Annotated in this window: 22 protein-coding genes; 7 read left to right on the forward strand and 15 right to left on the reverse strand. The window is 62.4% G+C overall.

Annotation, left to right across the window (positions count from 1 at the left end; genetic code table 11):
* From fhmpcd1 to AC1DPX_RS23180, 7 genes are all read right to left on the reverse strand, one after another.
* Window positions 1–930 (reverse strand): 5-formyl-3-hydroxy-2-methylpyridine 4-carboxylate 5-dehydrogenase, encoded by a 930-nt coding sequence (gene fhmpcd1, locus AC1DPX_RS23150; RefSeq protein WP_477239763.1) that lies wholly within the window; start codon window positions 928–930, stop codon window positions 1–3.
* Complete coding sequence (locus tag AC1DPX_RS23155; RefSeq protein ID WP_477239764.1) at window positions 927–2558, reverse strand: GMC family oxidoreductase; 1632 nt, start codon at window positions 2556–2558, stop codon at window positions 927–929. The genes fhmpcd1 and AC1DPX_RS23155 overlap by 4 nt, the downstream gene beginning before the upstream one ends.
* Before the next feature lie 114 nt (window positions 2559–2672).
* Window positions 2673–3395, reverse strand: coding sequence for a class II aldolase/adducin family protein (locus tag AC1DPX_RS23160; RefSeq protein ID WP_477239765.1), 723 nt, complete (start codon window positions 3393–3395; stop codon window positions 2673–2675).
* Between the two features lie 70 nt (window positions 3396–3465).
* Window positions 3466–3924, reverse strand: a complete 459-nt coding sequence (locus AC1DPX_RS23165; protein ID WP_202355945.1) for a YbhB/YbcL family Raf kinase inhibitor-like protein — start codon at window positions 3922–3924, stop codon at window positions 3466–3468.
* A gap of 32 nt (window positions 3925–3956) precedes the next feature.
* Window positions 3957–4547 carry an amino acid synthesis family protein gene (locus AC1DPX_RS23170; RefSeq protein ID WP_202355946.1) on the reverse strand — a complete coding sequence of 197 codons (591 nt, stop codon included), beginning with the start codon at window positions 4545–4547 and terminating at the stop codon, window positions 3957–3959.
* A 69-nt stretch (window positions 4548–4616) separates the two neighbouring features.
* On the reverse strand, window positions 4617–5756 hold the full coding sequence (locus AC1DPX_RS23175; protein ID WP_477239766.1) for an FAD-dependent oxidoreductase: 1140 nt from the start codon (window positions 5754–5756) through the stop codon (window positions 4617–4619).
* A gap of 44 nt (window positions 5757–5800) precedes the next feature.
* Window positions 5801–6637, reverse strand: a complete 837-nt coding sequence (locus tag AC1DPX_RS23180) for a 2-(acetamidomethylene)succinate hydrolase (RefSeq protein WP_477239767.1) — start codon at window positions 6635–6637, stop codon at window positions 5801–5803.
* A gap of 65 nt (window positions 6638–6702) precedes the next feature.
* Between AC1DPX_RS23180 and AC1DPX_RS23185 the strand changes: the two genes are divergently transcribed.
* Both AC1DPX_RS23185 and AC1DPX_RS23190 read left to right on the forward strand, forming a co-directional pair.
* Window positions 6703–7491, forward strand: coding sequence for a GntR family transcriptional regulator (locus AC1DPX_RS23185; protein ID WP_244730527.1), 789 nt, complete (start codon window positions 6703–6705; stop codon window positions 7489–7491).
* Between the two features lie 131 nt (window positions 7492–7622).
* The gene (locus AC1DPX_RS23190) at window positions 7623–9185 is read left to right on the forward strand and encodes a GMC family oxidoreductase (RefSeq protein ID WP_477239768.1); all 1563 of its coding nucleotides are present in this window, start codon (window positions 7623–7625) and stop codon (window positions 9183–9185) included.
* Here the strand turns inward: AC1DPX_RS23190 and AC1DPX_RS23195 are convergent.
* Entirely contained in the window at window positions 9182–10225 is a 1044-nt protein-coding gene (locus AC1DPX_RS23195; RefSeq protein WP_477239769.1) for a bile acid:sodium symporter family protein, read from the reverse strand. The genes AC1DPX_RS23190 and AC1DPX_RS23195 overlap by 4 nt on opposite strands.
* 48 nt (window positions 10226–10273) lie before the next feature.
* Here AC1DPX_RS23195 and AC1DPX_RS23200 point away from each other — a divergent pair, with 48 nt between their 5' ends.
* A complete protein-coding gene (locus AC1DPX_RS23200; RefSeq protein ID WP_477239770.1) occupies window positions 10274–11122 on the forward strand; it encodes a LysR family transcriptional regulator in 849 nt (282 codons plus the stop codon).
* Between the two features lie 51 nt (window positions 11123–11173).
* Window positions 11174–11848, forward strand: coding sequence for a GntR family transcriptional regulator (locus AC1DPX_RS23205; protein ID WP_202355952.1), 675 nt, complete (start codon window positions 11174–11176; stop codon window positions 11846–11848).
* 104 nt (window positions 11849–11952) lie between these two features.
* On the opposite strand, the gene AC1DPX_RS23210 is transcribed toward AC1DPX_RS23205, so the two are convergent.
* The gene (locus AC1DPX_RS23210) at window positions 11953–12393 is read right to left on the reverse strand and encodes an Lrp/AsnC family transcriptional regulator (protein WP_031261243.1); all 441 of its coding nucleotides are present in this window, start codon (window positions 12391–12393) and stop codon (window positions 11953–11955) included.
* Between the two features lie 135 nt (window positions 12394–12528).
* Between AC1DPX_RS23210 and rocF the strand changes: the two genes are divergently transcribed.
* From rocF to AC1DPX_RS23225, 3 genes are all read left to right on the forward strand, one after another.
* Window positions 12529–13461 (forward strand): arginase, encoded by a 933-nt coding sequence (rocF, locus tag AC1DPX_RS23215; protein WP_202355953.1) that lies wholly within the window; start codon window positions 12529–12531, stop codon window positions 13459–13461.
* Between the two features lie 2 nt (window positions 13462–13463).
* A complete protein-coding gene (locus tag AC1DPX_RS23220) occupies window positions 13464–14519 on the forward strand; it encodes an ornithine cyclodeaminase (protein ID WP_477239771.1) in 1056 nt (351 codons plus the stop codon).
* Between the two features lie 614 nt (window positions 14520–15133).
* The gene (locus AC1DPX_RS23225; protein WP_244730530.1) at window positions 15134–16597 is read left to right on the forward strand and encodes a coiled-coil domain-containing protein; all 1464 of its coding nucleotides are present in this window, start codon (window positions 15134–15136) and stop codon (window positions 16595–16597) included.
* 52 nt (window positions 16598–16649) lie between these two features.
* Here AC1DPX_RS23225 and AC1DPX_RS23230 read toward each other — a convergent pair whose 3' ends face one another.
* The 6 genes from AC1DPX_RS23230 to AC1DPX_RS23255 all read right to left on the reverse strand — a co-directional run bounded on the left by AC1DPX_RS23230 (window position 16650) and on the right by AC1DPX_RS23255 (window position 24638).
* Window positions 16650–17987, reverse strand: coding sequence for an HlyD family type I secretion periplasmic adaptor subunit (locus AC1DPX_RS23230; RefSeq protein ID WP_202359525.1), 1338 nt, complete (start codon window positions 17985–17987; stop codon window positions 16650–16652).
* 26 nt (window positions 17988–18013) lie between these two features.
* The gene (locus tag AC1DPX_RS23235) at window positions 18014–19768 is read right to left on the reverse strand and encodes a type I secretion system permease/ATPase (protein ID WP_477239772.1); all 1755 of its coding nucleotides are present in this window, start codon (window positions 19766–19768) and stop codon (window positions 18014–18016) included.
* Between the two features lie 321 nt (window positions 19769–20089).
* Window positions 20090–21028, reverse strand: a complete 939-nt coding sequence (locus tag AC1DPX_RS23240) for a class I SAM-dependent methyltransferase (protein ID WP_477239773.1) — start codon at window positions 21026–21028, stop codon at window positions 20090–20092.
* Between the two features lie 85 nt (window positions 21029–21113).
* On the reverse strand, window positions 21114–22373 hold the full coding sequence (locus AC1DPX_RS23245; RefSeq protein ID WP_202355956.1) for a polysaccharide biosynthesis/export family protein: 1260 nt from the start codon (window positions 22371–22373) through the stop codon (window positions 21114–21116).
* Window positions 22360–23637: a hypothetical protein gene (locus AC1DPX_RS23250; RefSeq protein ID WP_477239774.1), complete on the reverse strand. Its 1278-nt coding sequence runs from the start codon at window positions 23635–23637 to the stop codon at window positions 22360–22362. Before AC1DPX_RS23250 ends, AC1DPX_RS23245 begins: the two co-directional genes overlap by 14 nt.
* A complete protein-coding gene (locus AC1DPX_RS23255) occupies window positions 23634–24638 on the reverse strand; it encodes an NAD-dependent epimerase/dehydratase family protein (RefSeq protein ID WP_202355958.1) in 1005 nt (334 codons plus the stop codon). Before AC1DPX_RS23255 ends, AC1DPX_RS23250 begins: the two co-directional genes overlap by 4 nt.
* Between the last annotated feature and the right edge of the window lie 33 nt (window positions 24639–24671).

The raw sequence follows: 24671 nt of genomic DNA on the forward strand, positions 1-24671 counted from the left end.
CTACTCTCGGCCCTCCAGGATGCGTCGCACCGCGACGAGTTTGCGCGCCCTTTCGCCTTGCAGCGCCTTGGTCTGCTCGGGCGTGTAGGAGAACATGCCCTCGCCCGACTTGATGCCGAGCTTCGACGCGTTGGTCTTTTCCAGCACCATCGGCGCGACGTCGTCGCGATTGGAGAGATCGGCGTTGAGGAAGGAGGAGACGGACTTGTAGATATCCAGCCCCGCCATATCGAGAAGCGCCATCGGTCCGATCACGGCGATCTTGTAACCGATGCCCCAGGACACGCAGGTGTCGAGATCTTCGGGATCGATGACGCCGCGCTCGACGAGGTCGACCGCCTCGCGCAGCAGCGCATAGAGCACGCGGTTTTCGACGAAGCCCGGAACATCCTTCTTCACCACCACCGGCAGCAGGCCGATCGAGCGGATCAGGTCGCGGATAACAGCCACGGTCTGTGGCGCGGTGTTCTCGCCGGCGATCACCTCGATCATCGGGATGATGTGCGGCGGGTTCGACCAGTGCATGCCCACCATCCGCTCGGGATGCGAGATATGCGCCTGCAGCTTGGTGATCGGGATACCAGACGTGTCGGAGGCGACGATCGTATCGGAGCCTATAAGGCCATCGATCGTGCGATACACATCGGCCTTGACCGAAATGTTCTCGGGAACGTTCTCGATGACGAGGTCGGCCCCGGATACCGCATCGCGGATATCATCGGTGAAGCGGACCGTTCCGGTGCCAGCCGACGGTGGCGCGATACCCAAGGCGTCGAGAACGGTCTCGGCCACGCCCAGCATGGATCGCGCGCGCTCGATCGCTGCCGGGGCGACATCGTAGGCGACCACCTGCAGGCCGCCTCTGGCGAGACGCGCGGCCATGCCCGGCCCCATCGTACCCATACCGATGATGGCGATATTTCGGATCATTGGACTGCCCCGCTTTGTTTTGAGCTCGCGATGAGGTCGGCGGCTTTCTCGGCAATCATGATCACTGCCGCGTTGATGTTGCCGCAGACCAGGTCGGGCATGACGGACGCGTCCACCACCCTGAGGCCGTCGACGCCGCGAACCCGCAGTTGCGGGTCAACGACCGAGGCCGCATCGGCCCCCATCCGGCAGGTCCCGGCCGGATGGTGCACGGTGATGGAGGTCTTGCGGATATGCTCGTCGATCTCGTCGTCGCTCTGGCACTTCGGACCGGGAAAGAATTCCGCCTCGATGAACGGCTGCATGGAGGGCTGCGCGGCCAGATCCCTTGCCACCCGGAAACCGGCCCGCAACGACTCCCAATCCTTCGGCGACGCGAGGAAATTCTGGTGGATCAGCGGCGCCGCCGAGGGATCAGCCGACGCCAGTTTCACCGCTCCCCGGCTCTCAGGCTGCGTCGCCACGATGCGCGTCGCGAAACCGTCCGCAAACGGCGCCTTGAACGGCTTGAAATAGGGCCATGCGGCGAGCGGCGCCGCCGTGAAGAGCAATTGCACGTCCGGCAACGGCCGCGCCGGACCGCTCTTCAGGAAGGCGACAACACCGCCGGGCACATCGCCGGAAAAACCGCGTCCCGTGAGGTAGGTCTTGACGAAATCGAAGCCGATGCGATCGGCGCGCATGTTGCGCAGGAAAGGGCCGCCCGGAGCCCGGCGCCGGTACATGAGGATGACCGAGACGTGATCCTGCAGGTTCTTGCCGACGGCCGGCAGGTTGACCCGCGTCTGGATCCCGTGCGCGGCAAGCTCATCCTGCGCCCCGATGCCCGACAGCATCATGAGTTGCGGCGTGTTGATCACGCCGCCGGCAAGCAGCACTTCCTTGCGGGCGAGAACCCTGCGTTCGCCGCCGCGATGGTTGATGGTGACGCCAGTGGCGCGCGTACCCTCCAGCACGATCTTCGTTGCGCTCGCTTCCGTCAGGACGGTCAGATTGGGCCGCTTCAGCACCGGCCGCAGATAGGCTGACGCGGTCGAGGCGCGCCGACCTTTTGAAATCGTCATCTGGAGGCGGCCGAACCCTTCCTGCCGCTCGCCGTTGTAGTCGTTCGTCTGCGCATAGCCGGCGTCCACGCTGGCTTTCGCAAAGGCGTCGATCAGCGTGTCCTTGTAGCGGCAGAACTGGGTGCTGACCGGGCCGTTGCCGCCACGATACTGGTTCCCGCCGCCTTCCCAGCTTTCCTGCTTGCGGAAATACGGCAGCACCTTGTCGTACGACCAGTCGCTGAGCCCCGTGCCTGCCCAGCGATCGTAATCGCCGCGATTGCCCCGCACATAGGCCATGGCGTTGGTCGACGAGGATCCGCCAATAACCTTTCCGCGCGCGCACTCGACCCGGCGTCCGCCGACATTGTCTTCCGGCTCGCAGAAATACATCCAGTCATGGCGACGCTCGGTCAGGATCTTGCCCCATCCAAGCGGTATATGGATCATCGGATCGCGGTCCCAGCCGCCGGCCTCCAGCAACAGCACCGAACATCCCGGGTCGGCGCTCAGCCGGTTGGCGAGCACGCAACCGGCCGAGCCGGCCCCAACAATGATGTAATCGTAGCTTTCAGCGTGCGGCATGGTGCGTTTCATTGCCTTCGGCTGACGCCGTGGCGTCAGGGAACTATTGAAAACCGGGCCTGGAAATCCCGGCACGGGCCGGGACCATCTAGGTATTCCACAAGGCGACCGGCTCTAGATCAGGCCAGCCTCTCTCAGACGCTGCGACCAGTGGTTCCACCCCCGGTCGATTTGAGCGCCGACGAGCTTTCCCGCCGTCTTGACCTCGCCTGGCGACAGATACTTGATCTTGCCGATCTGCAGGCCGGCCGTAAGCGCCTTCGCTTCCTGCTCGAGATAGAAGGCTCGGAAGACGACCTCGCGCACGGAGTTGCCGACATTGACGACGCCATGACGGGCCATGAGGACCACGGTGCTGTCGCCGAGGCTTTCGGCGATATCCGCGCAGACATCATGGCCACCGCCGAAGAGATCCGTCTCGTCGCCGTGCTTGTCGCGGATCTCATAGACTGGAACCGACTCGCCCATGAAAGCTCCCATATGGGTGACCGGCCGAAGCGGCGTGTCGACGAAGCAATAGGGCAGCACGGCAGGGGAATGGGTGTGGAGCACGCACTGGACGTCGGGCCGCGCCCTGTAGATCTCGCTGTGGATATAGCGCTCCAGATAGGACGGCCGGTTGTCCGACGTTTCGCCGTCGAGGTTGAAACGCTGCATGTCACCGGCCGTTATCAGGCTTGGAGCAAGCTTCTGCGCCAGGAAGAAGCTTGCGGGATCCTCGGGATCACGGGCACTGATGTGCCCGAACGTATCCAKGATGCCTTCGTTCAGAAGTATCTTCGTCGCTGTAACCAGCTCCTCGAAAACCTTCTGGTGTACCGGGCTGTTGTCTGTCATTTCCAAATTCTCCCATTGCGGCGATGGCGACCATTCTTGTTGTTGTTATCGGTCGCCAGGGCCGCGGATTTCACTTGTTTTCGTAGATGCCGACAATCCGATTCTGCTCGATGATGTTGCCGGCATATTTCTGCAGGAACTCCTCCCGGGTGGGCGTCCCTTCGACCTTAGTGTCCAGGGCATAGACCCAGAAATAGTAGTGATGTTCTCCATGGCCAGCGGGCGGCTGGGGTCCGTAATATTGCTTGCCGCCGGCGCCGTTGGGGCCGACGCGGAACTTTTCCTGCGCGTCCGAAAGATCCGTCGTCGAGGGATCGATGCCGTAGACCACCCAATGGGTGAAGCCGTTGGCGAGCGGCGCGTCCGGATCGTGGCAGATGATCGCGAGTTCCTTCGTCCCTGCCGGGACGCCGCTGACGGTAAGCCTGGGCAATACGTTGCCCTTGTCGCCGGCATGTTCGTCGCGCAGTTTCCCGAGCGGCTTGAAATCCGCCGACGTGATCTTGAGGTCCTTGATGTTCAAAGGCATGAAATTTTCGTCCTTTCAGCAATTCGATCGAGCTAGACGCCGGCCTTGAGGTCGGCGACGGATTTGCCGCCGACGCGCTGGTGCACGCGCGGACCCGATGCGACGGCGACGCAGATTAGAAGCTCGTCCGGGCGCGGGGCATCCGGCACGGAAAAGGTGACGGCGTCATAGTGGGAACGGATGTAGAGCTCGTCCTTGTGGGCAAGCGGGATGTCGATGGTCGTGCCGGCGACAGCGACCTTGCTGACCGACGAAATCCAGGCCTTGCCACCGCCCACCTGCTGGCGCAGCGGATCGCCGAACACAGTGGTGATGCAGGCGACGACATGCTCCTGTTCGCCTGACGTACCCGCGATACCGCCCTTGCCGTAGCTTTCGACCGGCCTGTTGCCGAGCAGCGCCACGGCTCTCTCGCCGAGCGCATGACCGATCGCTGCGCTCGGATTGGTCAGATCAGACAGTTCGGCGACGAACTTTCCGGCGAAGGGATTGCGTATGACAACGCCAGTCGCGACTTTGACAAGGGTTTCGCCAGGCGTGCCGCCGTCATGCCGGCTTTCCTGGACGCAGGCGTACCATCCCCTGACATCATAGTCCCGTTCGACTTCACTGGAATAATTCATCTTTATCTCCTGAAAGGCGCGCGCTGTTTCCGCACGCACCGATTAATTCGTTGGCCGGTTTGCCCGACGCTACTGCGGCCATGAGAACACACGGCGCAGCGGGTCGTAGCGGGCGGCTTCCAGTGCTGCCGGCGTGAACATGTTTCCCTTCGAGAGCGAGCGGTTTGCCGCGTAGTCGCCGGACAGGGCCTGGCAGCGATCGGTGATCGGGCGGATGCGCGTCTCCCACGCGACGAGCGCATCCTCGACCGAAGAACCCTCTTCCAGGTCCTGCGACAGGCTGAAGGCGTTGACCATCGCACAACCGGCACCCTGGGCAAGAGCCGGGCACATGGCATGCGCGGCGTCTCCAACGAGGGCGACCTTGCCTCTTGTCCAGCTATCGAGCTTGGTTGTTTCGTACTTGTCGTACCGGGCGGTTTTCAGCTTGGCCGCCTCGATCAGGCATGGCTCCAGGAAAGGAAACATCTCGACCCAGACTTCGAGATCGATCGGCACGCTCGATCCGCGCGGATCGGCGGCCGGAGCCATCAGGCCGAGATAGAGCTCGTTCTCATTGCAGGGCGAATAGAGAATGCGCTGGACGCGCGGCCAGAAGTTCCACATGTCGATGGTGTTGTCCCACTCGCCATGACCAAGCTCTTTCTTCATGCGCGGGACGATCAGCCGGATAAGACCATCTTTCGAAACCCAGCGATCCTGTTTGAAGCCGATGGAATCCCTGACCTTGGAGCCGACGCCATCGGCGCCGACGATCAGGTCGGCTTCGAGAACCTCTCCGGTCTGAAGCGTCAGGCGCCCTTCCGGATCGGCGGCGACGGCCTCGGAATTGACGCTTATGTCGACGCCAAGCGCACGGGCACGGTTGACCAGGGCATCGTGCAGGTGGCTGCGGGTCATGATGCGCCAGGGGAGACCGTTGAACGTCTCCTTGGAAACCGACTTGTTGTGCATCCAGGTCTCATAGGTCGGAGGCGTGTGCGAACCCTGGAGAACATCGTCCAGGGCGCCCAGCCCTTCGAGCACGCGAAGGCCATTGTGCCAGAGATAGATGCCCGCGCCGAACGCCCGCAGTTCCGAGCTCTTTTCGTGCAGCCTGACATCCCAGCCATTCTGCTTGAGAGCGATGGCGGCGGTCAGGCCGGCAAAGCCGCCGCCGGCAACCTCGGCACGTCGCGTCTTGCCCAGAGTCTTGTTTACATTGGCCATTTTCTATCCTGATGCTGCGTACAAGAAGACGGCGCGTCTGGCCGTCAGGCGTCTATAAAGTTGGTGATGGCTTTCAGCGTGATCTCGGGAGAGACCTCGTTGACGTAGTGGTCGGCGCCCGGGATGACGACGACAGGCAGATCGGGCCGCAGCTGGCTTGTCTTGGCCAGCGCCGCCGCCGAAACCAATTTGCTCGACTCGCCGCGAACGATGAGGACGGGCTTCGTCACGTCGCGGTAGGCCGGCACCAGGTCCGCTCGCAGGCCCCTGGCGGTCTGCGCCATCGCCGCGGGCGAGGCCAATGGACGCAATCCGCCGTCGACCGGCTGATAGCCGCTTTCAGCTCTGATCCTGATGGCGTCGGCGGGAATGTTCGGATAGCGGCCGGCGAGGTATGCCTCGACAGCCCCGACATCGTCGAAAAGCTGGCTCCCCGCGTTCACGCGCGCTTCCAGCGCGTCCAACGCTTCGGTCTCGATATAAGGCGTAAAGTCGATCGCGACGACCGAGCGCACCAGATCCGGGTATTTCGCCGCGGCCGTGACGGAATTTCGAGCACCAAGCGAATGCCCGACGAGGATGGCACGGCCTCGATCGAGCGTGCGTATCAGGCCGGCGATGTCGTCGGCATAGTCATTCGCCTCGTAGCCGGTTTCCGGCTTGTCGCTGAGGCCATGCCCCCTCTGGTCAACCGCTATCGTCGTGAACCGGTCCGAGAGCCGAGCCATCAACGGCTCGAAGACGGCGGAGTTGGAGGTGATGCCGTGGAAGAACAGCATCAACGGGCCGCTGCCCCTCTGGCGCACGTTCAAGGCGATGCGGCCGATGTCGACGCGTCGCGAGATGAAGTGGTCGGAAGCACCCTCTGCCGCCATGTCCATGATCCTCTCCTCCGCTGCCCGTCTCCAGCAAAAGGATCATACAGACCGTGGCCTCGTCAAGTAGATTGTCTGACATTCTTGCAATCTTCGGATTTGACAATCTGTCTATCCTGCTGTCAAATTTCCATGGCGTGGCGTATGCTGCTTCAGTTTTGCGACTCAAAGGCCATGAGACGTTACCTATGCCCCCAGATTTGAATTTGCGAATTTCGCCACGGACCGTGCAACGGGAGACCGTCGACAAGTTACGGCTGGCGATCTTCTCCGGTTTGTTTCAGCCGGGAAGCCGCCTCATCGAAAGTCAACTGTGCACACAACTCGGCATCAGCCGCCCCTCGCTGCGGGAGGCTTTGCGCAGTCTTGAGGCCGAACGCCTGATCGAGATCGTGCCCAACCGCGGGCCGTCGATACCGGCGCTTTCCTGGGAGGTGGCAACCGCCATCTACGAGGTTCGAGAGCTGTTGGAAGTCGAGGCGGCGGGACGATGCGCGCTGAGGATTTCGCCGGAACAGTTGCGTGAACTCGAGAAATCCCTTTCGGCGTTCGAAGAGGCCGCATCGAGCAATGACAGCCTGGCGCAGGTCATGACCGCCGCGGACTTCTATTCGATCATACTGGCGAACTGCGGCAATCCGATCCTGGAGGAAGTCCATCGCGGTCTGGTGGCCAGGATCAGCTTCTTTCGAGGACGGTCGATGTCCCTGGAGGGTAGAGCGCAAAGCAGCCTGGCGGAGATGAGGGAGATCTTCGAATCCATCGCCGCTGGCGACGAGAAGGCCGCCCGCAAAGCCTCGAAACATCACGTCCTGAGGGCGAAAGCGGCGGCGAAGATATCCATGGACCACGGGATTTGAGTTCTTCGATCGACTGTTGTTCCGTCTGAAGACTCGACGTCCTTCATGACGTTTTCGGATCGGCCGAACGCAGATCGGTGCGCGGCTTTCTTCATGTCGGTGTCAGACATGCCGGCCATCGAAGCCGGCAAATGGCAGATGGAGTGATGATGACCAGGGCCGATGTCGAGCGTAGACCGAATTGCGATATCGTCATCGTCGGCGGCGGGTCGGCCGGATCGTTGCTTGCCGCGCGACTGAGTGAAGATCCGGACAGTCGCGTTCTGCTGATCGAGGCAGGCGAAGAGGCGACGGATCCCGACATCTGGAACCCCGCCGCATGGCCGGCGCTTCAGGGCCGCAGCTACGATTGGGACTATCGCACGGAGCCGCAGGCCGGCACCGCAGGCCGGGTGCATCATTGGGCGCGCGGGCGGTTGATCGGCGGCTCGAGCTGCCTGCACGCGATGGGTTATATGCGCGGGCATCCTGCCGACTTCCAGGCCTGGGTCGACGCGACCGGGGATCGCCGATGGAGCTGGGATGAACTGCTGCCGGTTTTCCAGTCTATCGAAGACCACCCGCTTGGTGGCGACGGCATTCACGGCAAAGGCGGGCCGCTGCCTGTCCATTTACCGGTGGACGAAGTCAGTCCGCTTGCCCGTGCCTTCATCGAGGCCGGCGCATCGTTGGGCCTGCCTCGCCTCGAGGGCCACAATAGCGGAGAGATGATYGGCGTCACCCCGAACTCCTTGAATATTCGCGACGGGCGGCGGGTCACAGTGGCGGACGCCTGGCTCACAGAGGCGGTTCGCGGCCGCAAGAACCTGACCATCCTTACGGGCTCCCGGGTGTGGCGGCTCAAGCTGGAGGGCAATCAGGTCCGCAGCCTCGAGGTCGTCGGGCGACAGGGCTCGGTCGAGATCTTGGCGGATCGAGTCGTCCTTTGCGCCGGAGCGCTGGAAAGTCCGGCCTTGCTGATGCGTTCGGGCATCGGTCCGCGCGATGTGCTCGATGCGGCAGGCGTCGGCTGCCTGATCGATATGCCTGACATCGGTCGGAACCTGCAGGACCACCTGCTTGGCGCCGGCAACCTCTACGCGGCCCGCAAGCCGGTGCCGCCATCGCGCCTCCAGCATTCGGAATCGATGGCCTATATGCGGGCTGACAGCTTCACCGCTGCCGGGCAGCCTGAAATAGTCGTTGGCTGCGGTGTCGCGCCGATCGTGTCGGAATGCTTTCGGGCGCCCGCCGCCGGCACGGCATACTCGCTGCTGTTCGGCATCACCCATCCGACGAGCCGCGGCAGCGTGCGCATAAGCGGGCCTGAGCTCGGCGATCGATTGATCATCGATCCGGGATACCTGCAAACCGGCCGCGACCGCGAGTTGTTTCGCCAAGCGCTTGAGGCGGCACGGACAATCGGGCATGGAGAGGAACTCGCAGGCTGGCGCGAGCGCGAACTCCTGCCAGGCAGCCTGAACAGTGCGGCCGAGATCGACGACTTCATCGCGCGGTCGGTCATCACGCACCATCATCCCTGCGGTACATGCAGGATGGGCAAGGACCCGGACGCCGTCGTCGATGCAAATCTACGGCTGAAGGCGCTCGACAATGTCTTTGTCGTGGACGCGTCGATCATGCCCAGGCTCACCGCGGGACCGATTCACGCCGCGGTCCTCGCGATCGCCGAGACTTTCGCCCGACGGCACTAAACCACCGAAGCCGCCGGCTCGGCTTGCGGTACGGAAGACCGGCGCGCCGCACTGGCATATTTCTGGGCGATMAYGGCGCAGRCCATSAGCTGKATCTGGTGGAAGAGCATCAGCGGCAGRACGATSGCGCCGACGCCCTGGCCGGCGAAGATGACGTTGGCTATCGGCACGCCGCTTGCCAGGCTCTTCTTCGAACCGCAGAAGGTGATCGTGATCTGGTCGGCCCTGTCGAAGCCGAGAAGCCGGCTGCCATAGGTCGTCAACAGAAGCACCAGGCCGAGGAGCACCATGTCGGCGACGACGACCACGGCAATGTCGCGCAGCGAGAACATGTGCCAAAGCCCCTCGGCGACCGCCGTGCTGAAGGCCAGATAGACGACCATCAGGATCGAGCCGCGATCGACAGGCATCAACAGTGTCTTGCGGGCGCGTATCCAGTTGCCGATCCGCGGTTCCAGCAACTGTCCGAGCGCAAAGGGCAGGAGCAGCTGCACCAGGATCTGGCTCACCGAATCCCACGAAAATCCGCCGTGACCACCGATGGAGAAGAGCAGGCCGACGAGCAGGGGCGTCAGGAACATGCCGAAGATGTTGGAGGCGGAAGCCGAGCAGATGGCCGCGGGGACATTTCCGCCGGCGATCGAGGTGAACGCGATCGAGGACTGCACCGTCGACGGCAGGACACAGAGAAACAGAATGCCGAGATAGAGCGGCTTGGGCAGGATCGAAGCAGGCAGATAGCCAAGCGCCATGCCCAGCAGCGGGAACAGGCCAAAGGTCGTCAGAAGGATCACCAGGTGCAGGCGCCAATGCATCAGGCCGGCGACGACGACATCGCGCGAGAGCCTCGCACCATGCAGGAAGAACAGCAGCGCCACGGCAAGATTGGTCGCGATCGCGAACCATCCCGCGAATGTCCCAGTCGCGGGCGCCACCGACGCAAGCGCGACTGTGCACAACAGGAGGATCAGAAAGGTGTCCGGCAGAAAGCGGCGCATGACATGTTCGCTCCAGAATGGCGGCGCCGTCTTCTCGCGCATCGCGAAACCGGATACAACGAATAACAGTTATCGCATTTTGGGATATCAATGCTCGACCTGGTCCAACTGCGCAGCTTCGTCACCGTCCAGCAGATGGGAAGCTTTACCTTCGCGGCCGAGAGGCTGGGGCTCGGGCAATCCACCGTCAGCCAGCACATCAGCAAGCTTGAGGCCGCGCTTGGCAGGCAGTTGCTTGCCCGTGATACGCACAAGGTGATGCTGACGCCGGACGGCGAAGCCCTGCTCGGCCATGCCCGGACCCTGTTGTCCATAGAGGGGCAAGTGCAGGCGTTGTTCACCGCGCAGCGGCTGCGGGGCACCTTGAGGCTCGGCGTATCCGAGGACCTGGTGACGAGCCGGCTCCCGCTGGTGCTGGAGGATTTCGTCCGGTCTCACCCATCCGTCGATCTTGAACTGACCGTCGCGCTCAGCGGCGTGCTCTACCAGATGCAGGACAATGGCGAGCTCGATCTCGTTCTGGCAAAGCGCCGGCTGGGCGACAGCCGTGGCCGGCTCGTCTATCGCGAGCCGCTTGTCTGGCTCGCCCGCGATCCGGAACACGTCCTGTCGCTCGCGGCCTTGCCGTTGATTGCCTTCCCGGCGCCCAGCGTCACGCGCAGCATTGCGCTGGAAGTGCTCGAACGGCACCGCATGCCGTGGCGCATTGTCTGCACATGCGGCAGCCTGAGCGGGCTGACAGCCGCCGCCCGCGCCGGCATGGGGGTTCTGGTGCAACCGCAAAGCATGTCGCCCTCGGGTTTGAAAGAGATCCCATCGGGGCGCCTGCCGCCGTTGGAGGATGTGGAATTCGTCCTGATCCCCAGCAAGGGCGCCGACAAGGCACTCGTCTCGGCGCTGACGGAAGATATCCTGACCAAGGTGAGAGGCTTGCGCTGACCTTGCTAATATAATTTGGTGATCTCAGGCGAACGAAGATATGGATTTGACATGGACCTGGATCCTTCGACGCTAAATCGGGCGCTGCCGCTGCGCGATCAGATCTATCACAAGATCCGCAATCTGATCGTCGTCGGACAGATGAAGCCGGGTGAAGTCATCAACGAAGTGGCCATCGCCGAAGCGCTCGGAGTCTCGCGCACGCCGGTGCGAGAAGCGGTCAAGCGCATCAGCGATGAAGGCCTGGTGAAAATCCTGGCTCAGACCGGCACCTATGTCGCGCCGATCAGCCGCGCCGACCTGGAAGAAGCCTATGTCATCCGCAGGGCGCTGGAGATGGAAAGCGCCAGGCGCGCCGCCGCCAAGTTGACCCCGGCGTCCGCCGAACTGCTGGAGGACAATATGGCGGCGCACAAGCTCGCCATAGCGCGCGGAAGGTTTGCCACCGCGATCCAGCTCGACGACGTCTTCCATCGCACCATTGCCGAGATCTGCGGCCTGCCGATGATCTGGCGGGCGGTCGACATCTCCAAGGCGCAGATGGACCGCGGCCGCTATCTCGCCATTCCCAAGCCCGGCTATGGCGAACAGACGATCGAGCAGCACCAGGCCATTCTCGACGCGCTGAAGCTCCACGATGCCGAGGCCGCCGCGCGGGCGATGGAGAATCATCTCGAGACGTCACTTCGAAACACGCTCGAAGTCGCCGCCGAGCTTCTCGGCTGACGCTCGCCATTAATCTCAGAAGTCGCGTCGTCCCTCGTTCATCGCGTCGACGCGCGCTCAAGCACTCCTGCGCGTCCTCGGCATCCGAACGTCATTGAACGTGCCTACGTCAGTCGTGCTCGCGTCGTGCGCGGCGTGGCGAGGAGCAGGCTCGTTTCGCTGCCCGTGATTCCGGCGATCAATCGGATGCGCCGCAGCACGGCATCGAAATCGGTCAACGAGGCCGTCCCGAGTTCGACCACCAGATCCCACCGGCCATTGGTGGTATGGATGGTCGAGACTTCCGGGAAGCCGCCCAGTGCCCGGACCACGCGGTCGGCGGCGTGGCCCTCGATCTCGATGAGCATGATGCCGCGGATGCGCTGATCGACGGCGTCGGCGCGCAGGACCACCGTGTAGCCGATGATGTCGCCCGAACGTTCCAGCCGCTCCATGCGTGCCCGCACCGTGGCGCGCGAGACGCCGAGATCGACGGCGAGGTCGGATACGCTGCGCCGGGCGTCATGCCGCAGCAAGGTGACGAGCCGTTCGTCCAATGCATCCATCGGGATTACCATTTTGATAAATTCTTCCGCCATTATGATAGATGATGCTTCGCGGATTGCCAATTCTACCTGTTCATATTGCCGGCTCGCCATGGTCTGCTGTCGCCCATTCGAACTTTGGCCGCGGGAAAGACAATGCGTTGCAAGATCGTCGGGGCGCCGGTGCAGGACGGCGCTGGCAGAATGGGCTGCGAAATGGGGCCGAGTGCGCTGAGGACGGCAGGGCTTGCCGAGGTGCTGTCCGGCCTCGGCCATGTCGTCGAGGATATGGGCGCCGTTCAGGCCATGCCGGTGAAGCGCGTCGTGCATGGCAACCTCGCCCTGAAGGCCTTGCCCGAAATATCGGCCTGGACATCAGCCATCGCAGCGGCCGCCTATGCGGCGAGCGAGGACGCCATGCCGATCTTTCTCGGCGGCGACCATTCGATCTCAGCCGGTACCGTGTCGGGTCTCGCCCGCCGCGCCGCTGAGGCCGGGCGTCCACTGTTCGTGCTGTGGCTCGACGCGCATCCGGACTTCCACACGCTGGACACCACCGCCAGCGGCAATCTGCACGGCGTTCCGCTCGCCTATGCCAGCGGCCAGCCCGGTTTCCATGGCTACTTTCCGGACCTGCCGGCGGCGGTCGACCCCAAGCGTATCTGCACCATGGGTCTGCGCAGCGTCGACCCGGCCGAGCGCAGCGCGCTCAACCAGGCGGGCGTGACCGTGCACGACATGCGCGCCATCGACGAGCATGGCATCGCGCCGCTGCTGCGCGCCTTCCTGGCGCGCGTGTCTGATGAGAATGGGCTGCTGCATGTCAGTCTCGACGTCGACTTTCTCGACCCGTCGATTGCACCGGCTGTCGGCACCACGGTTCCCGGCGGTGCGACGTTCCGCGAGGCGCATCTGGTGATGGAGATGCTGTCCGACAGCGGCCTCGTCTCCAGCCTCGACCTGGTCGAGCTGAATCCTTTTCTCGACGAGCGTGGCCGGACCGCGACGCTTATGGTCGACCTGACGGCGAGCCTGATGGGCCGCCGCATCATGGACCGCCCGACCCGCAGCCATTCCGGGAGCTTTTGACCATGACCACGGCAAAACTGAACATCGTCCCCTTCGTCAGCGTCGACCGCATGATGAAGCTGGTCATCACCATCGGCGTCGAGCGCTTCCTGACGGAGCTCGCCGGCTACATCGAGGAAGATTTTCAGCGCTGGGAGCTTTTCGACAAGACGCCTCGCATCGCCTCGCACAGCCATGACGGCGTCATCGAGCTGATGCCGACGAGCGACGGGCGGCTCTACGGCTTCAAATATGTCAACGGCCATCCCAAGAACATGCGCCAGGGTCTGCAGACGGTCACCGCCTTCGGCGTGCTTGCCGATGTCGGCAGCGGCTATCCGATGCTGCTCACCGAAATGACGATCCTGACCGCGCTGCGCACCGCCGCCACATCGGCCGTCGCGGCCAAGTACCTGGCGCCGCGCGGAGCGCGCACCATGGCCATTATCGGCAACGGCGCGCAGTCGGAATTCCAGGCGATCGCGTTCAAAGCACTGACCGGCGTCGACCGGCTCAGACTCTATGATATCGATCGGTCTGCTTCGCACAAATGCGCCAAGAACCTGGCTGGCATGGGATTCGACATCACCATCTGCGAAACCGGGCAGGAAGCGGTCGAAGGGGCCGGGATCATCACGACCGTCACCGCAGACAAGCAATGCGCCACCATTCTCACCGACAACATGGTCGGCGCCGGCGTCCACATCAACGCCGTCGGCGGCGATTGCCCCGGCAAGACCGAACTGCACAGGGACATCCTGCTGCGCTCCGACATTTTCGTCGAGTTCCCTCCCCAGACACGCATCGAGGGCGAGATCCAGCAATTGGATGCCGACCATCCGGTGACCGAGCTTTGGCAAGTGATTGCCGGCAAGACGCCAGGCCGCCGGGACGCCAAACAGATCACGCTGTTCGATTCCGTCGGCTTCGCCATCGAGGACTTTTCGGCGCTGCGTTATGTGCGCGATCAGCTGCAGGCTACGGGCCTCTACGAGGAGCTCGATCTGCTGGCCGATCCGGACGAGCCGCGCGACCTCTATGGCATGCTGCTGAGAGCGGCCATGCAGACCGCGGCATAATAACAACCGGTGAGCTGACGCGGGCGATCCCGCAGGCATTGATAAGTGACTGCGGCTCTTGTCGATCGTCCCTTCGACGAGATGAAAGACCATCGGCGTTGCCGTCATTCGTCGTGCTTGCGAAGTGATCCTGCAGAGCGTGCGTCCGGCGCTGGCGAGTCTGCGTCGTTGGCCGCGTGAAGCCCCCGACGAACAGTTCGTTCGAATGATGCGCTTGCGTCGGCCCGGGCGCATGTTGAGGCAGCCGGCAAACCAAAACACACCCAACAGCCGGTTAGGCCCGGCCGCCTGATGCCCCCCTACAAGAGGCTGTCGGGCCGCTTGATCTGTCTGAGGCTTGCACGCGAAAGCGCTCCTGACTGCCTCGCGTGCCGACAAGCGAGCGGCGCTGGGGTCCAGGCAGCAAAAGACGTCAATATGAACACGAGAGGGACCATCCAACGCAAAAGCCATCCTCGGTGACCGGCGACCGCCAAACAGACGACTTGCTACCGCTAAAGCACTGAATTGCCATCACCTGGCATCGTTTGATTGCACGAAGACGCGGATCCGATCTCTCGATACAGAAGGAAGCTCAGTCCGCGCCTTTCTGGGTCCAGGCATGCGGAAAGGGGATGCAGGGCATGAAGTTCCGGGATCTGATCAGACGTGCCGACAACAATGTGGAGAGGTCATTCGAGGATCTCGAAGCTGACTTGGCTAATGCCGTCGACGAGTGCCTTGGTCTGGAGGACCTGTCAGCGCTGGCAATGGACGATGTCGCGGACGAGCCGCCAATCCCAGACGACAACAGCGAACAGGACCACGGTGCGCAAGCCGAGGACGATGCGGGCACCGACGACGCCCGCACTCCCGAACCCGTGCGACGGCTGACCTCTCATACGCAGAGCCGCATGGCTGCCTTGAGTTCCTTTGACGGGCTGTTTCGCGATGCGAAGCCCCATTTCGAGGAGATCAGCGCGAAGCTGTCCGAGATCGCGAGCACACATCAGCTGACCTTTGAATTCTTTCACATCCTTCATGCCGACATTCTCCGCGCCAACGAACTGGAGCTGGCGAATCTAAACCTGACGGCGGAGCAAAAGAGCCTGTCGGACAAGCTCAATGATCTGAGCCGGAAGCAGTATGAGCGTGAAAGCATGGTGGAGGCCTTGCAGCAGCGCGAGGCAAGCCTGGTTCAGGACGGCGAGGCGCTTCGTAGCGCCTTGGCCGCGGCAAGGCTGGAACTCGTGGAGGCTGCGAACACCAACGCAAAAAACGAAGCGGAATTCGGAGACCTCACAAACACGCTTGCCGCCGCAACCGTCGAGGCCGACAGGCGCGCGCGAGAGAACAGGCAGCTGCGTGAAAAGAATGTCAGCCTGTCGATCGACCTGGAAAAGGCGCTGAAACGGGAGGACGAGGCGCGGCACAGGCTGGACGCCTTCTCCACGCTCCATGCCAACGAAGCCGCGCGAAATTCCGAAATGCTTGGTGCGCTCGGCAAGAGCGAAAAGGAAGCGACACGGCTCCACACCGCGCTCGAGGCCACCCAGGCGAAACTGTCGGAATTGACGGAAACCGCCAGGATCATGGAGGCGGACAAAGCCGCCGAGCTCGAACGCAGCCGTGCCGAGATACGAGGATTGCGTTCCGAAATTCAGAACCTCAATTCGCGACTGGAGCACGCATCGAACGCAAACAGCGAGGCCTCGGCCGAGATCGCCAGGCTCAAGCTTCAATGGAGCGACGCCGTGGCTGAAAAACAGGTGGCGGACGAAAGGTTGGCGGCACTCACCAAGGAGGCCGAAACCGACAAGCTGAACCTTTCGAAGATAACCGCCAATTTCTCACAGCTTTCGCTGCAGCGGGCCTCCGATCAGATACAGCTCGATATCCGCCGGCAGGAATGCGAAGATCTGCGGGCCGAAATTGCGTCAGTCAACGCCCGGATCCGGGAATTGCTGCCCTACGAGAGGCTCCATGGCGCCACGAACGCCTTGCCGCATAAGAATGATGTGGCCAAGCTACAGGTGACGGCGGAGCGAACCGCGCGTACGGCTCGCCGCGTTCGTCGGAGGGCGCTCACCGCGTCGTAGGAGGACGAGCCAGCCGGTCGTATTTGCGGCTCGCTTCCAACCGTTCGTCACGTCATTGGCGGAAAGCCCTGGACATCTGATCCGTGAGAGGCTTCAGCAGATAAGACCAGACGCTGCGTTCGTCCGTGCTTATGTGAACCTCCGCCGGCATGCCGGGTTTGAGCACCTTGGCATCGGTCAGGCAGGCCGCCTTGTTCTCGACGTTGATGCGCGCCGAGAAATACGAAAGCTGTTTTTGCTGGTCTTTGATCAGATCCGCCGAGATGCGCTTGACCGACCCCTGGCAAGCAGGCGTAGTGCCGGCATCGAAAGCCGGAAACCGGATCGAGACGCGCTGACCTGGACGAACGTCATCTATGCGCGACGGAGGGATCAGCGCGTCGACGACGAGGTTGTCGGTGTCGGGGACAATCATCATGATCACCTCTCCCGGAGCGATTACACCGCCGATTGTATGGATAGCCGATTCCTGCACCGTTCCGGATTGCGGAGCGCGGATGTTGGTTTTGGTCAGTTCGTCCTGAGCCACGACCTTGCGCTCGCTGAGTTCGGTCTGCTTGGCTTCCGTTTCACGAAGTTCGCTCGTGACTTCGCTGCGCCTTTGCTCATCCAGCTGAAGAATTTGCAGTTCGGTCTCGCTGACCCGGGCCTGTGCCTCAGCGACCGCCGCCGCGAGGCGTCCTGATTCTCCGTGCGCCCGGGTGGCATCCAGTCTGATGTTACTCAGTCGCTCCTTGGACACCAACTTCTTTGTATAAAGCGCCTGGACATCGCCAAGATCTCCATCCAGCAGGACCACGGACTGGTCTTCCGCGGCCTGCTGCGCCTTGAGGCCATCGATCTGGCGCTCGAGCTGCTTCGAGCGGCTTTGCAACTGCGCCTTCTGCCCCGTCAACGCCGTTGCGCGGCTTTCGAAGAGAGTGCGCTCTCCCCTCACCAGTGCAGCCAGTTCCGGGTCGCCCATCCGTGCTTGAAGGTCGGACGGAAGCTGCATTTCCGGCAGGCCTTGCCGCTCGGCCTCCAGCCGCGCAAGCCGGACGGTCGCACGATCAAGATCCTCACTGACTATTTGCAGGTTGGCCCGCGTCAGCGTGTCGTCCAGCCTGGCCACCACATCGCCAGCCCGCACGTGGTCCCCATCTTGCGCGAAGATGCCGCCGATCGTGCCGCCGGTCAGATGCTGGACCTTCTTTATGTTGCTTTCGACCACCACGGTGGCAGGCGCTATCACCGCGCCGGCGATCCTGGTCAAACCCAGCCAAAGCCCGCCGCCGACAACCAACATGGCCGTGACCGCCGCGCCCAGGATCAGGTTGGACCTGATATCATCCCGCGCCTCGGCCGCCTCGGCCCTTCGGCTCCCGTTGTCGATCGGAGCATATGAAACCATTGTGACGTCAGACACGATTCAACACCTTACGCATGGCCACTCACCCCTTTCTGCATCGGAACAACCGACGCCGGCCGTTCGGCAGGCGAAGGGAAGGGCCGGATCACATTGGCCAGGACCTCCTCGCGCGAGCCGAAGGAGTGAAGCATCCCGTTCGACATGACGAGCACCTTGTCGATATTGGTGAGGGCAGAAGGACGGTGCGCAACAATGATGACGATGCCTCCACGTCGGCGCACCCCCAGGATCGCGCCGGCCAGGGCGGCGTCGCCGTCGACGTCCAGGTTTGAATTCGGCTCGTCGAGGACGACCAGGAACGGGTCGCCATAAAGTGCCCTGGCAAGCCCGACGAGTTGCCTCTGTCCGGCCGACAAGGCTGCCCCTCCCTCGCCTACGCGTGTTTGAAACCCGTTCGGCAGGCGCATGATCATCTTGTCGACGCCGGCGGCCCTGGCAGCCGCCAGCACACCCTTTGCGTCGTCCTTGCCGCCAAATCGCGAAATGTTGTCGGCAACCGTCCCGTCAAACAGTTCGACGTCCTGCGGCAGGTAGCCGATATGGGCGCCAAGCTCTTCCGGGCTCCATTGGTCGAGCGAGGCTTCGTCCAGCCGAACCCTTCCGCGAGCTGGCTGCCACACTCCCACCAGCGCGCGCACAAGTGTCGTTTTCCCAGAACCGCTCGGGCCGACAATGGCCATTCCCGCGCCCCCGGACAGGCTAAAGCTGACATTGGCCACTGTCGGTTTTTGCTGGCCCGGCGGCGCTATTGCCAAGTCCTCGACCGCAAGCATCGCCTGCGGGCGCGGCAGTGCCATAGGTTCCTCATTTCCCCCGACGGCAGCCAGCGCCGTTGCCAGTTGGGAATAGCTTTGCCGGAAGGCCGCGAAGCCCCGCCAGTTTGCGAGCGCAGCGTCAACCGGAGCCAACGAGCGGCCCAGCAGTATCGAGGATGCTATGATGACGCCCGGAGACGCTTCCCCGCCGATCACAAGATAGGCGCCCAGTCCCAGAACAGAGGACTGCAAGGCCATGCGCAGCGCCCTCGAGAGCGCGCCGGTGGCACCGACAATGTCGGAAAGCCGTTCCTGGTGCGTGAGATAGGCGTGATTGATGTCGCTCCAGCGGCGGGCAAGCCGCCCGGAAAGGCCCATGGCGCGCACAACCTCCGCGTTGCGGCGCCCGGAATCGGCAAGATTGCGTTGCGACACCAGTGTCTCGGACGCGCGCGCAGCGGATGCGCGGCCAAGGACTTCCGCGATCACCGTGAGCAGCACGACAACAATCGCACCGCTTGTTGCCAGCAGGCCGAGCGCGGGATGCAGAAGATAGATGATCAGCAGATAAAACGGTATCCACGGCGCGTCGAAGATGACGGTCGGCCCCAATCCTGAAAGGAAGCCGCGGATCTGATCCAGATCACGCAGCGGCTGTATCCGGTTCGCATCCTGCCCGCCGATAAGCGGCAAGGACAGCGAGAGGCCAAACACCCTTTGCTGCAGATTCTTATGGAGACGATTGCCTATTCGAACCAGGAGGCGGAGGCGCACGAAATCCAGCAATCCGTAGACCGCGTAAAGGCCCAGCATTCCGATCGTAAATCCGACAAGTGTCGGAACGCTCTGCGAAGGCAAAACGCGGTCGTAGACCTGCAGCATATAGACGGAACCGGTCAGGGCGAGAAGGTTTATGACCGCCGAGAAGACGCCGACGCCTACCAGCCCGGGTACCGCGCCCAGCATGGCGCCACGCAGATCGGGCGAACGTATCCCTCTGGAGCTCATCGCTTGCGACCTCCGGTGAGAAATCGTTGCGCAAGCTCGCTGGCCCCGTTGGCCACGGACAATTTTTGGGTTTTCAGGAGCGTATCCCTCTTTACCTTCTAATATTACGCCCCACTAACGTACTTGGCCTTCGTTCAAAATGTAGCGAAATCGTGACGCCAGCCCGAGAAACACGAATCTGACGCATTAATTCAGGGGAAAACCGCCGTTTCAGGGGATAACAAGAAGGTTCTGGCGGTCACGCTCCAGGCCGTGAAAGCGACGCCATGGCGTCGCTTTGGGGGTGAGTCGCGCCTTGCGCAAACGCCTCCGCGGCCGTTTTCACGGAGCCATTCGAGTGAGCGATCCCCTCTGGCGCTTCTTCGCGACAACCAGGAAATGTTGAGCCAGTTGTCCAGGAATGCGAAGGGTCCTGGACACCTTCTCGAAGGGTTCCATCAACGCTTCACAGACTCCTGGCAAGAGGTTTCCCGGCCGAGGCAGATAGCCGTAAGGTATCATCTCCTCGACGAGAAACCCCGACGCGGTCAGGAGTTCGCTCAACCTCGCTACGCTTAGCGTGTGGCGAATTGTGCGTCCAAACGACCGATTGAGCAGCCGGCAAACCAGGCCGATGGGCGAAGTCGCATTCATGTGAACGTTGCACACGAGTCGCCCGCCATCCTTCAGATGCTCATTGATTGCCTTGAGCGCATCCCGCTTCAGCTGATCCTCTGCGTTCAGGAAGAAGCGAAACGCGGTTGTGACGTCGAAGGTCTCGCCGAGGGGCTGTGTTGTCATATCGATGTGAACCAGTCTCACATTGGGCGGAACCTGCGCGCAGTCGAGCATGGATTTGGAAACGTCGGCGCCGACCACCTCGCCGAAGAGCACGGCTGCAACGTTGGCGATGCGGCCTGTTCCGCATGCGAAATCGAGGCAGGTTCGGCCGGCCCCGCCCATTGGGCGAAGAACGTCCAGGATCAGAGGCTTTTCGATTTTCTCCCAAAGCGCGCCATAATAGCCGGACTCATGCGTTTTGTTGTAATGCGCGCCGTAGCCCGGGGCGCAATGGCTGGCCCTGTAGTCGTCCGACACCCGGTCGCCCTGCGTGTGGATCTGCTGGTTGGACGTCAGTTCCCGCCAAATTCCAGGCTCACCGTTCCGCGGCTTGGCTTGCGAAAATCGCGCTGCCAAAGGCGTGTCGAAAGCGGACTGAGCCATTTGAGCCGCGTTCGTCGGCGGCACCGGCTTCATCCCTTGTCTGGAATTGAGCCTCACCTGTATCTCCCGTGCGGTTCTGTTCGACTGCCCGGTCGAACAGTAAGCACCCCCCATTCATTTTTTCGGACTGCGACTGAGCGGCCTATTCGATCGCCGCGCTTTGCAGATCGCTGCTGAACCTGGCTTCGACGGTGTCCCCAGGCATCACGACCGTATCTTCGTCAGCCGACAGCTTGCGCCATTCATCGCCGACCTTGCGGACGATCGTGACCTGAGCCCGGATTGTTTCGCCGGCAATCGGCAATGGCTGGGTGGATGCCCCGGTCGGTTGCAGCTTCTCGCTGGCGGCGTGGAGCCTGGCGGTGACATCGGCCAGCCGCGCGTTGGTTTCCTTCAGATCCGTAAGCAAGGCAATCTTCTTTTGATTGTCATTGCGTTCGTGCTGCCTGACATAGTCCTCCTGCTGGCGCCGCGCTCTCATGAGCTCGACCGTGGTTTGCAGTGCACCGCTCGACGACAGAAGCAAGGCGCGCCTGACATCGGCGAGCCGGGTGTTGGTCAGATTGCCTGCGTCAAACGCCTTGGTTACCTTCGCCAAATCTTCCTGATCCGCCTTCACGCTCTCGGCCTCGACCTGTTCGCGCTTCTGCAAAATCTCGATTTGATCCGCCGCATCTTTCTCGCCCTTCTCGAGAAAGGCCTGCTCCTGCTGGAAATCGCTCAGCGCAATCTTCAGCCCGTCAGCTTCAGCCTGGGCGATCGAGGCTCCGACGCTGGGCGACAGGGGCGACCCCTGCGGCGTCTGCTTGTCGAAATCCGCCTGCCCCTGAAGTTCGGCGCGGACACGGGCAGCGTGAAAATAGTCTTTGGTGTAATCCCCCCAAAGTGTCTCGTAATCGCGCCTGAGATCGACCGGATCGGGTCCGGTCTGGCCTGCGCGTGACCGCAAGAGGCTGAAGCCGCCGGAGACGGCAAGCGCCTGCCGTACCGTCATGAGCGGACGGTAGGCCTGTTGTCCCGGGGTGAGCACGTCGCCCGTGACGTAGATCGGGCGGTAGTCCACGATGATGGCGGTCACGTCGTCTGGCTTGACGACGACCATCTGCCCCCGCCCATCGGCCAGGCGCGCGTGAAAAATCTTGGTCGGCAAAAGCGCTTGCATGCGCGTCTGCAGTTGAGACGCCGTCAGGCCTGCGACCATGACCATCCCGACTTCGGGAAGAGCGATATTGCCGTCCATCTGGACCACGGCACGCTGGGTCCGATCCGGGATTGGCGCTATCCCTATCTCGACGGTATCGCCCGGTGACAGTTGATAGGGCTCGGCTTCGCCGGCGGCGGCCATCGATGTCATGGACATCGCGGCGATCGCAGCGAGAACGGTTCGTTTAGCGAAGGCCATTTGCGACAATCTCCTTCTGGTTCTGCACCGGCTCCAAAGGCCATCCGACACGGGTAACGAAATCGTATACCGGGCCACCGGGCACACCCCAATTGCTCGACCAGACCACCTGTGAGCCGTCTGGCGACGGCGAGCCATGCGTCTCGCTCCAGTAGTCGAAGTGGGCGTTCTGCGTGTCCACGATACGGCGGACCTCTCCGCTGCCGTCCAGACGCAGCGCAATGACCTGCTGCGCGTAAGGCGCCCAATCCGGGTGCTGCGATACTTCGGCTGGCGTGCCGCCATAGCTCAGAAACACCCAGCCGGGCCTGTCCAGGGACCTGAGCGACGCATGCATGGCCTCGCCATATTTCATCAGCGCCGTGACCTTGCCATCGGCCAGTCGGCGCTTGATCACCTGATATTTGTCGGGATCCGATTTGCTGATCCCGACAGAGATTTCGCTGCCGTCGGCATCGACCGTCATGTCGCCGTGACCGGGCCGGTGGTGCTCCATCCACTTCTGGCGCAAGACGCCGTCGATGGAGAAGATGAAGGTCGGCTCATGTTCGTCCGACAGAGCCTGTGTGCACACAATGTTGAGCCCGAGCGGGGAGATCGAGCAAGAGCCGGTGGTTCCTGGAAGCTGGGTAAGATCGATGTCCGGGAATTTCCGCCGCTCCTTGAGGTCGTAGCCAAACACCACCGCTTTGCCGTCATTGCGCGTTGCGCGCACCGCAATGCGGCTGCCGTCGCGGCTCGGATTGCCTTTGTTGGGCCCGAACTGAAGCTTGCTGTAGGCTGCCGAGGTGAACACGACGTCTTCGTGATCGGTGCGTGGCGCCCAGGTCGAGATCTGCCGGCCAGCAACGCAGATCATCAGCTCGGGATCTTTGGGATGCCATTCGCATTCGGTCGAGCGGTCGCGGTGGAACAATGGAACGTAGGTGCGCCCGTCGAGAAAGCACATGCCACCGCAACCATTGACGATCAGGAGAAGGCTCTGGTCGGCATTCCAGGCCTGTGCGCTCGAGTAACGGTGGGTGCAGTATTTCTTCCCGCAGACACCCGCGAGGCCGAGAATTCCGGGCTCGGTGATCCGTACGAGAACCATACCGGACCACGGATCCGTCGTTTCGCTCAGATAACCCGGCAGGTTTTTTGCCACCAGTGTGGCCGACGGTTGCGATGCGCTGCTTTCGCGACCGCCGGCCATATAGATACTGGGGAACATGGCACCGGCTATCAACAACAGTGCCAACATGTGTCGGCGGTGCAGGGTCATGTCATGTAGCCCATTTCGCGCCGCACCCGGCCTTCGCTAAGGCGCGCGCGCCACCACGCGATCGTTCGCTCCAGGCCATCGCGAAGGCTGGTCTGCGCCCGCCATCCGGTCTCGCCTTCAAAACGCGAGGAATCGGCGAGCAGGGCACGAACCTCCGAATTTTGCGGCCGCAGACGCCTTTCGTCACGATGGACCGGTTTCTTGGAACCGCTCAATTCCAGGACAAGGTCCAACACGTCTGAGATGGTCGCGGCGCGTTGGCTGCCGGCATTGTAGGCCTGGCCGAATTCGAGCCTGGCCAGGCCCGCGGTCAGGAACGCTGCCGCAGTGTCTTCGACAAAGGTCAGGTCGCGGATCGGGCTTGTATCGCCGACCATGATCGCCGGGCAATTCGCATCGAGGGCCTGCCGGATGATGGTCGGCACGATCGCGCGCTCACTCTGGCGCGGGCCATAAGTGTTGAAGGGCCGCATGATGACCACGGGGACATCGAACGACCTGGCGTAAGACTCGGCCATCATGTCTGCGCCGATCTTGGATGCCGAATAGGGTGACTGTCCCTGTAACGGATGCGCTTCACGGATGGGCATTGTCTGGGCGGTTCCATAGACCTCGCTCGTGGAGGTATGCACCACCCGCTCCGTCTCCCATTGACGCGCGGCTTCAAGAACGTTCACCGTGCCCAGGATGTTGGTTTCGACATAGGACTGGGCAGCCGCATAGGAATATGGAATCGCAATGAGCGCGGCCAGGTGAAACACGACGGCCTGGCCACGCACGATCCGGTTCAGGAACGCGCAGTCGCGCACGTCACCGCGGACAAGCTTCAGCTGGCTGCGGATCTTGTCCGGCAAATCGTCAAGCCATCCATGGCTGTCGAATGAATTGTAAAGCGCCAGAGCCGTGACATCCGCGCCGTTGCGGACGAGCGCTTCAGTGAGATGCGAACCGATAAATCCATCCGCGCCCGTCACCAGAACTTTCTTGCCGTTGTAGCTCATGACTGCGCATTCCCTTGGCTGACTGGAGCGCTT

It is taken from the genome of Mesorhizobium sp. 01N446, assembly GCF_056399285.1.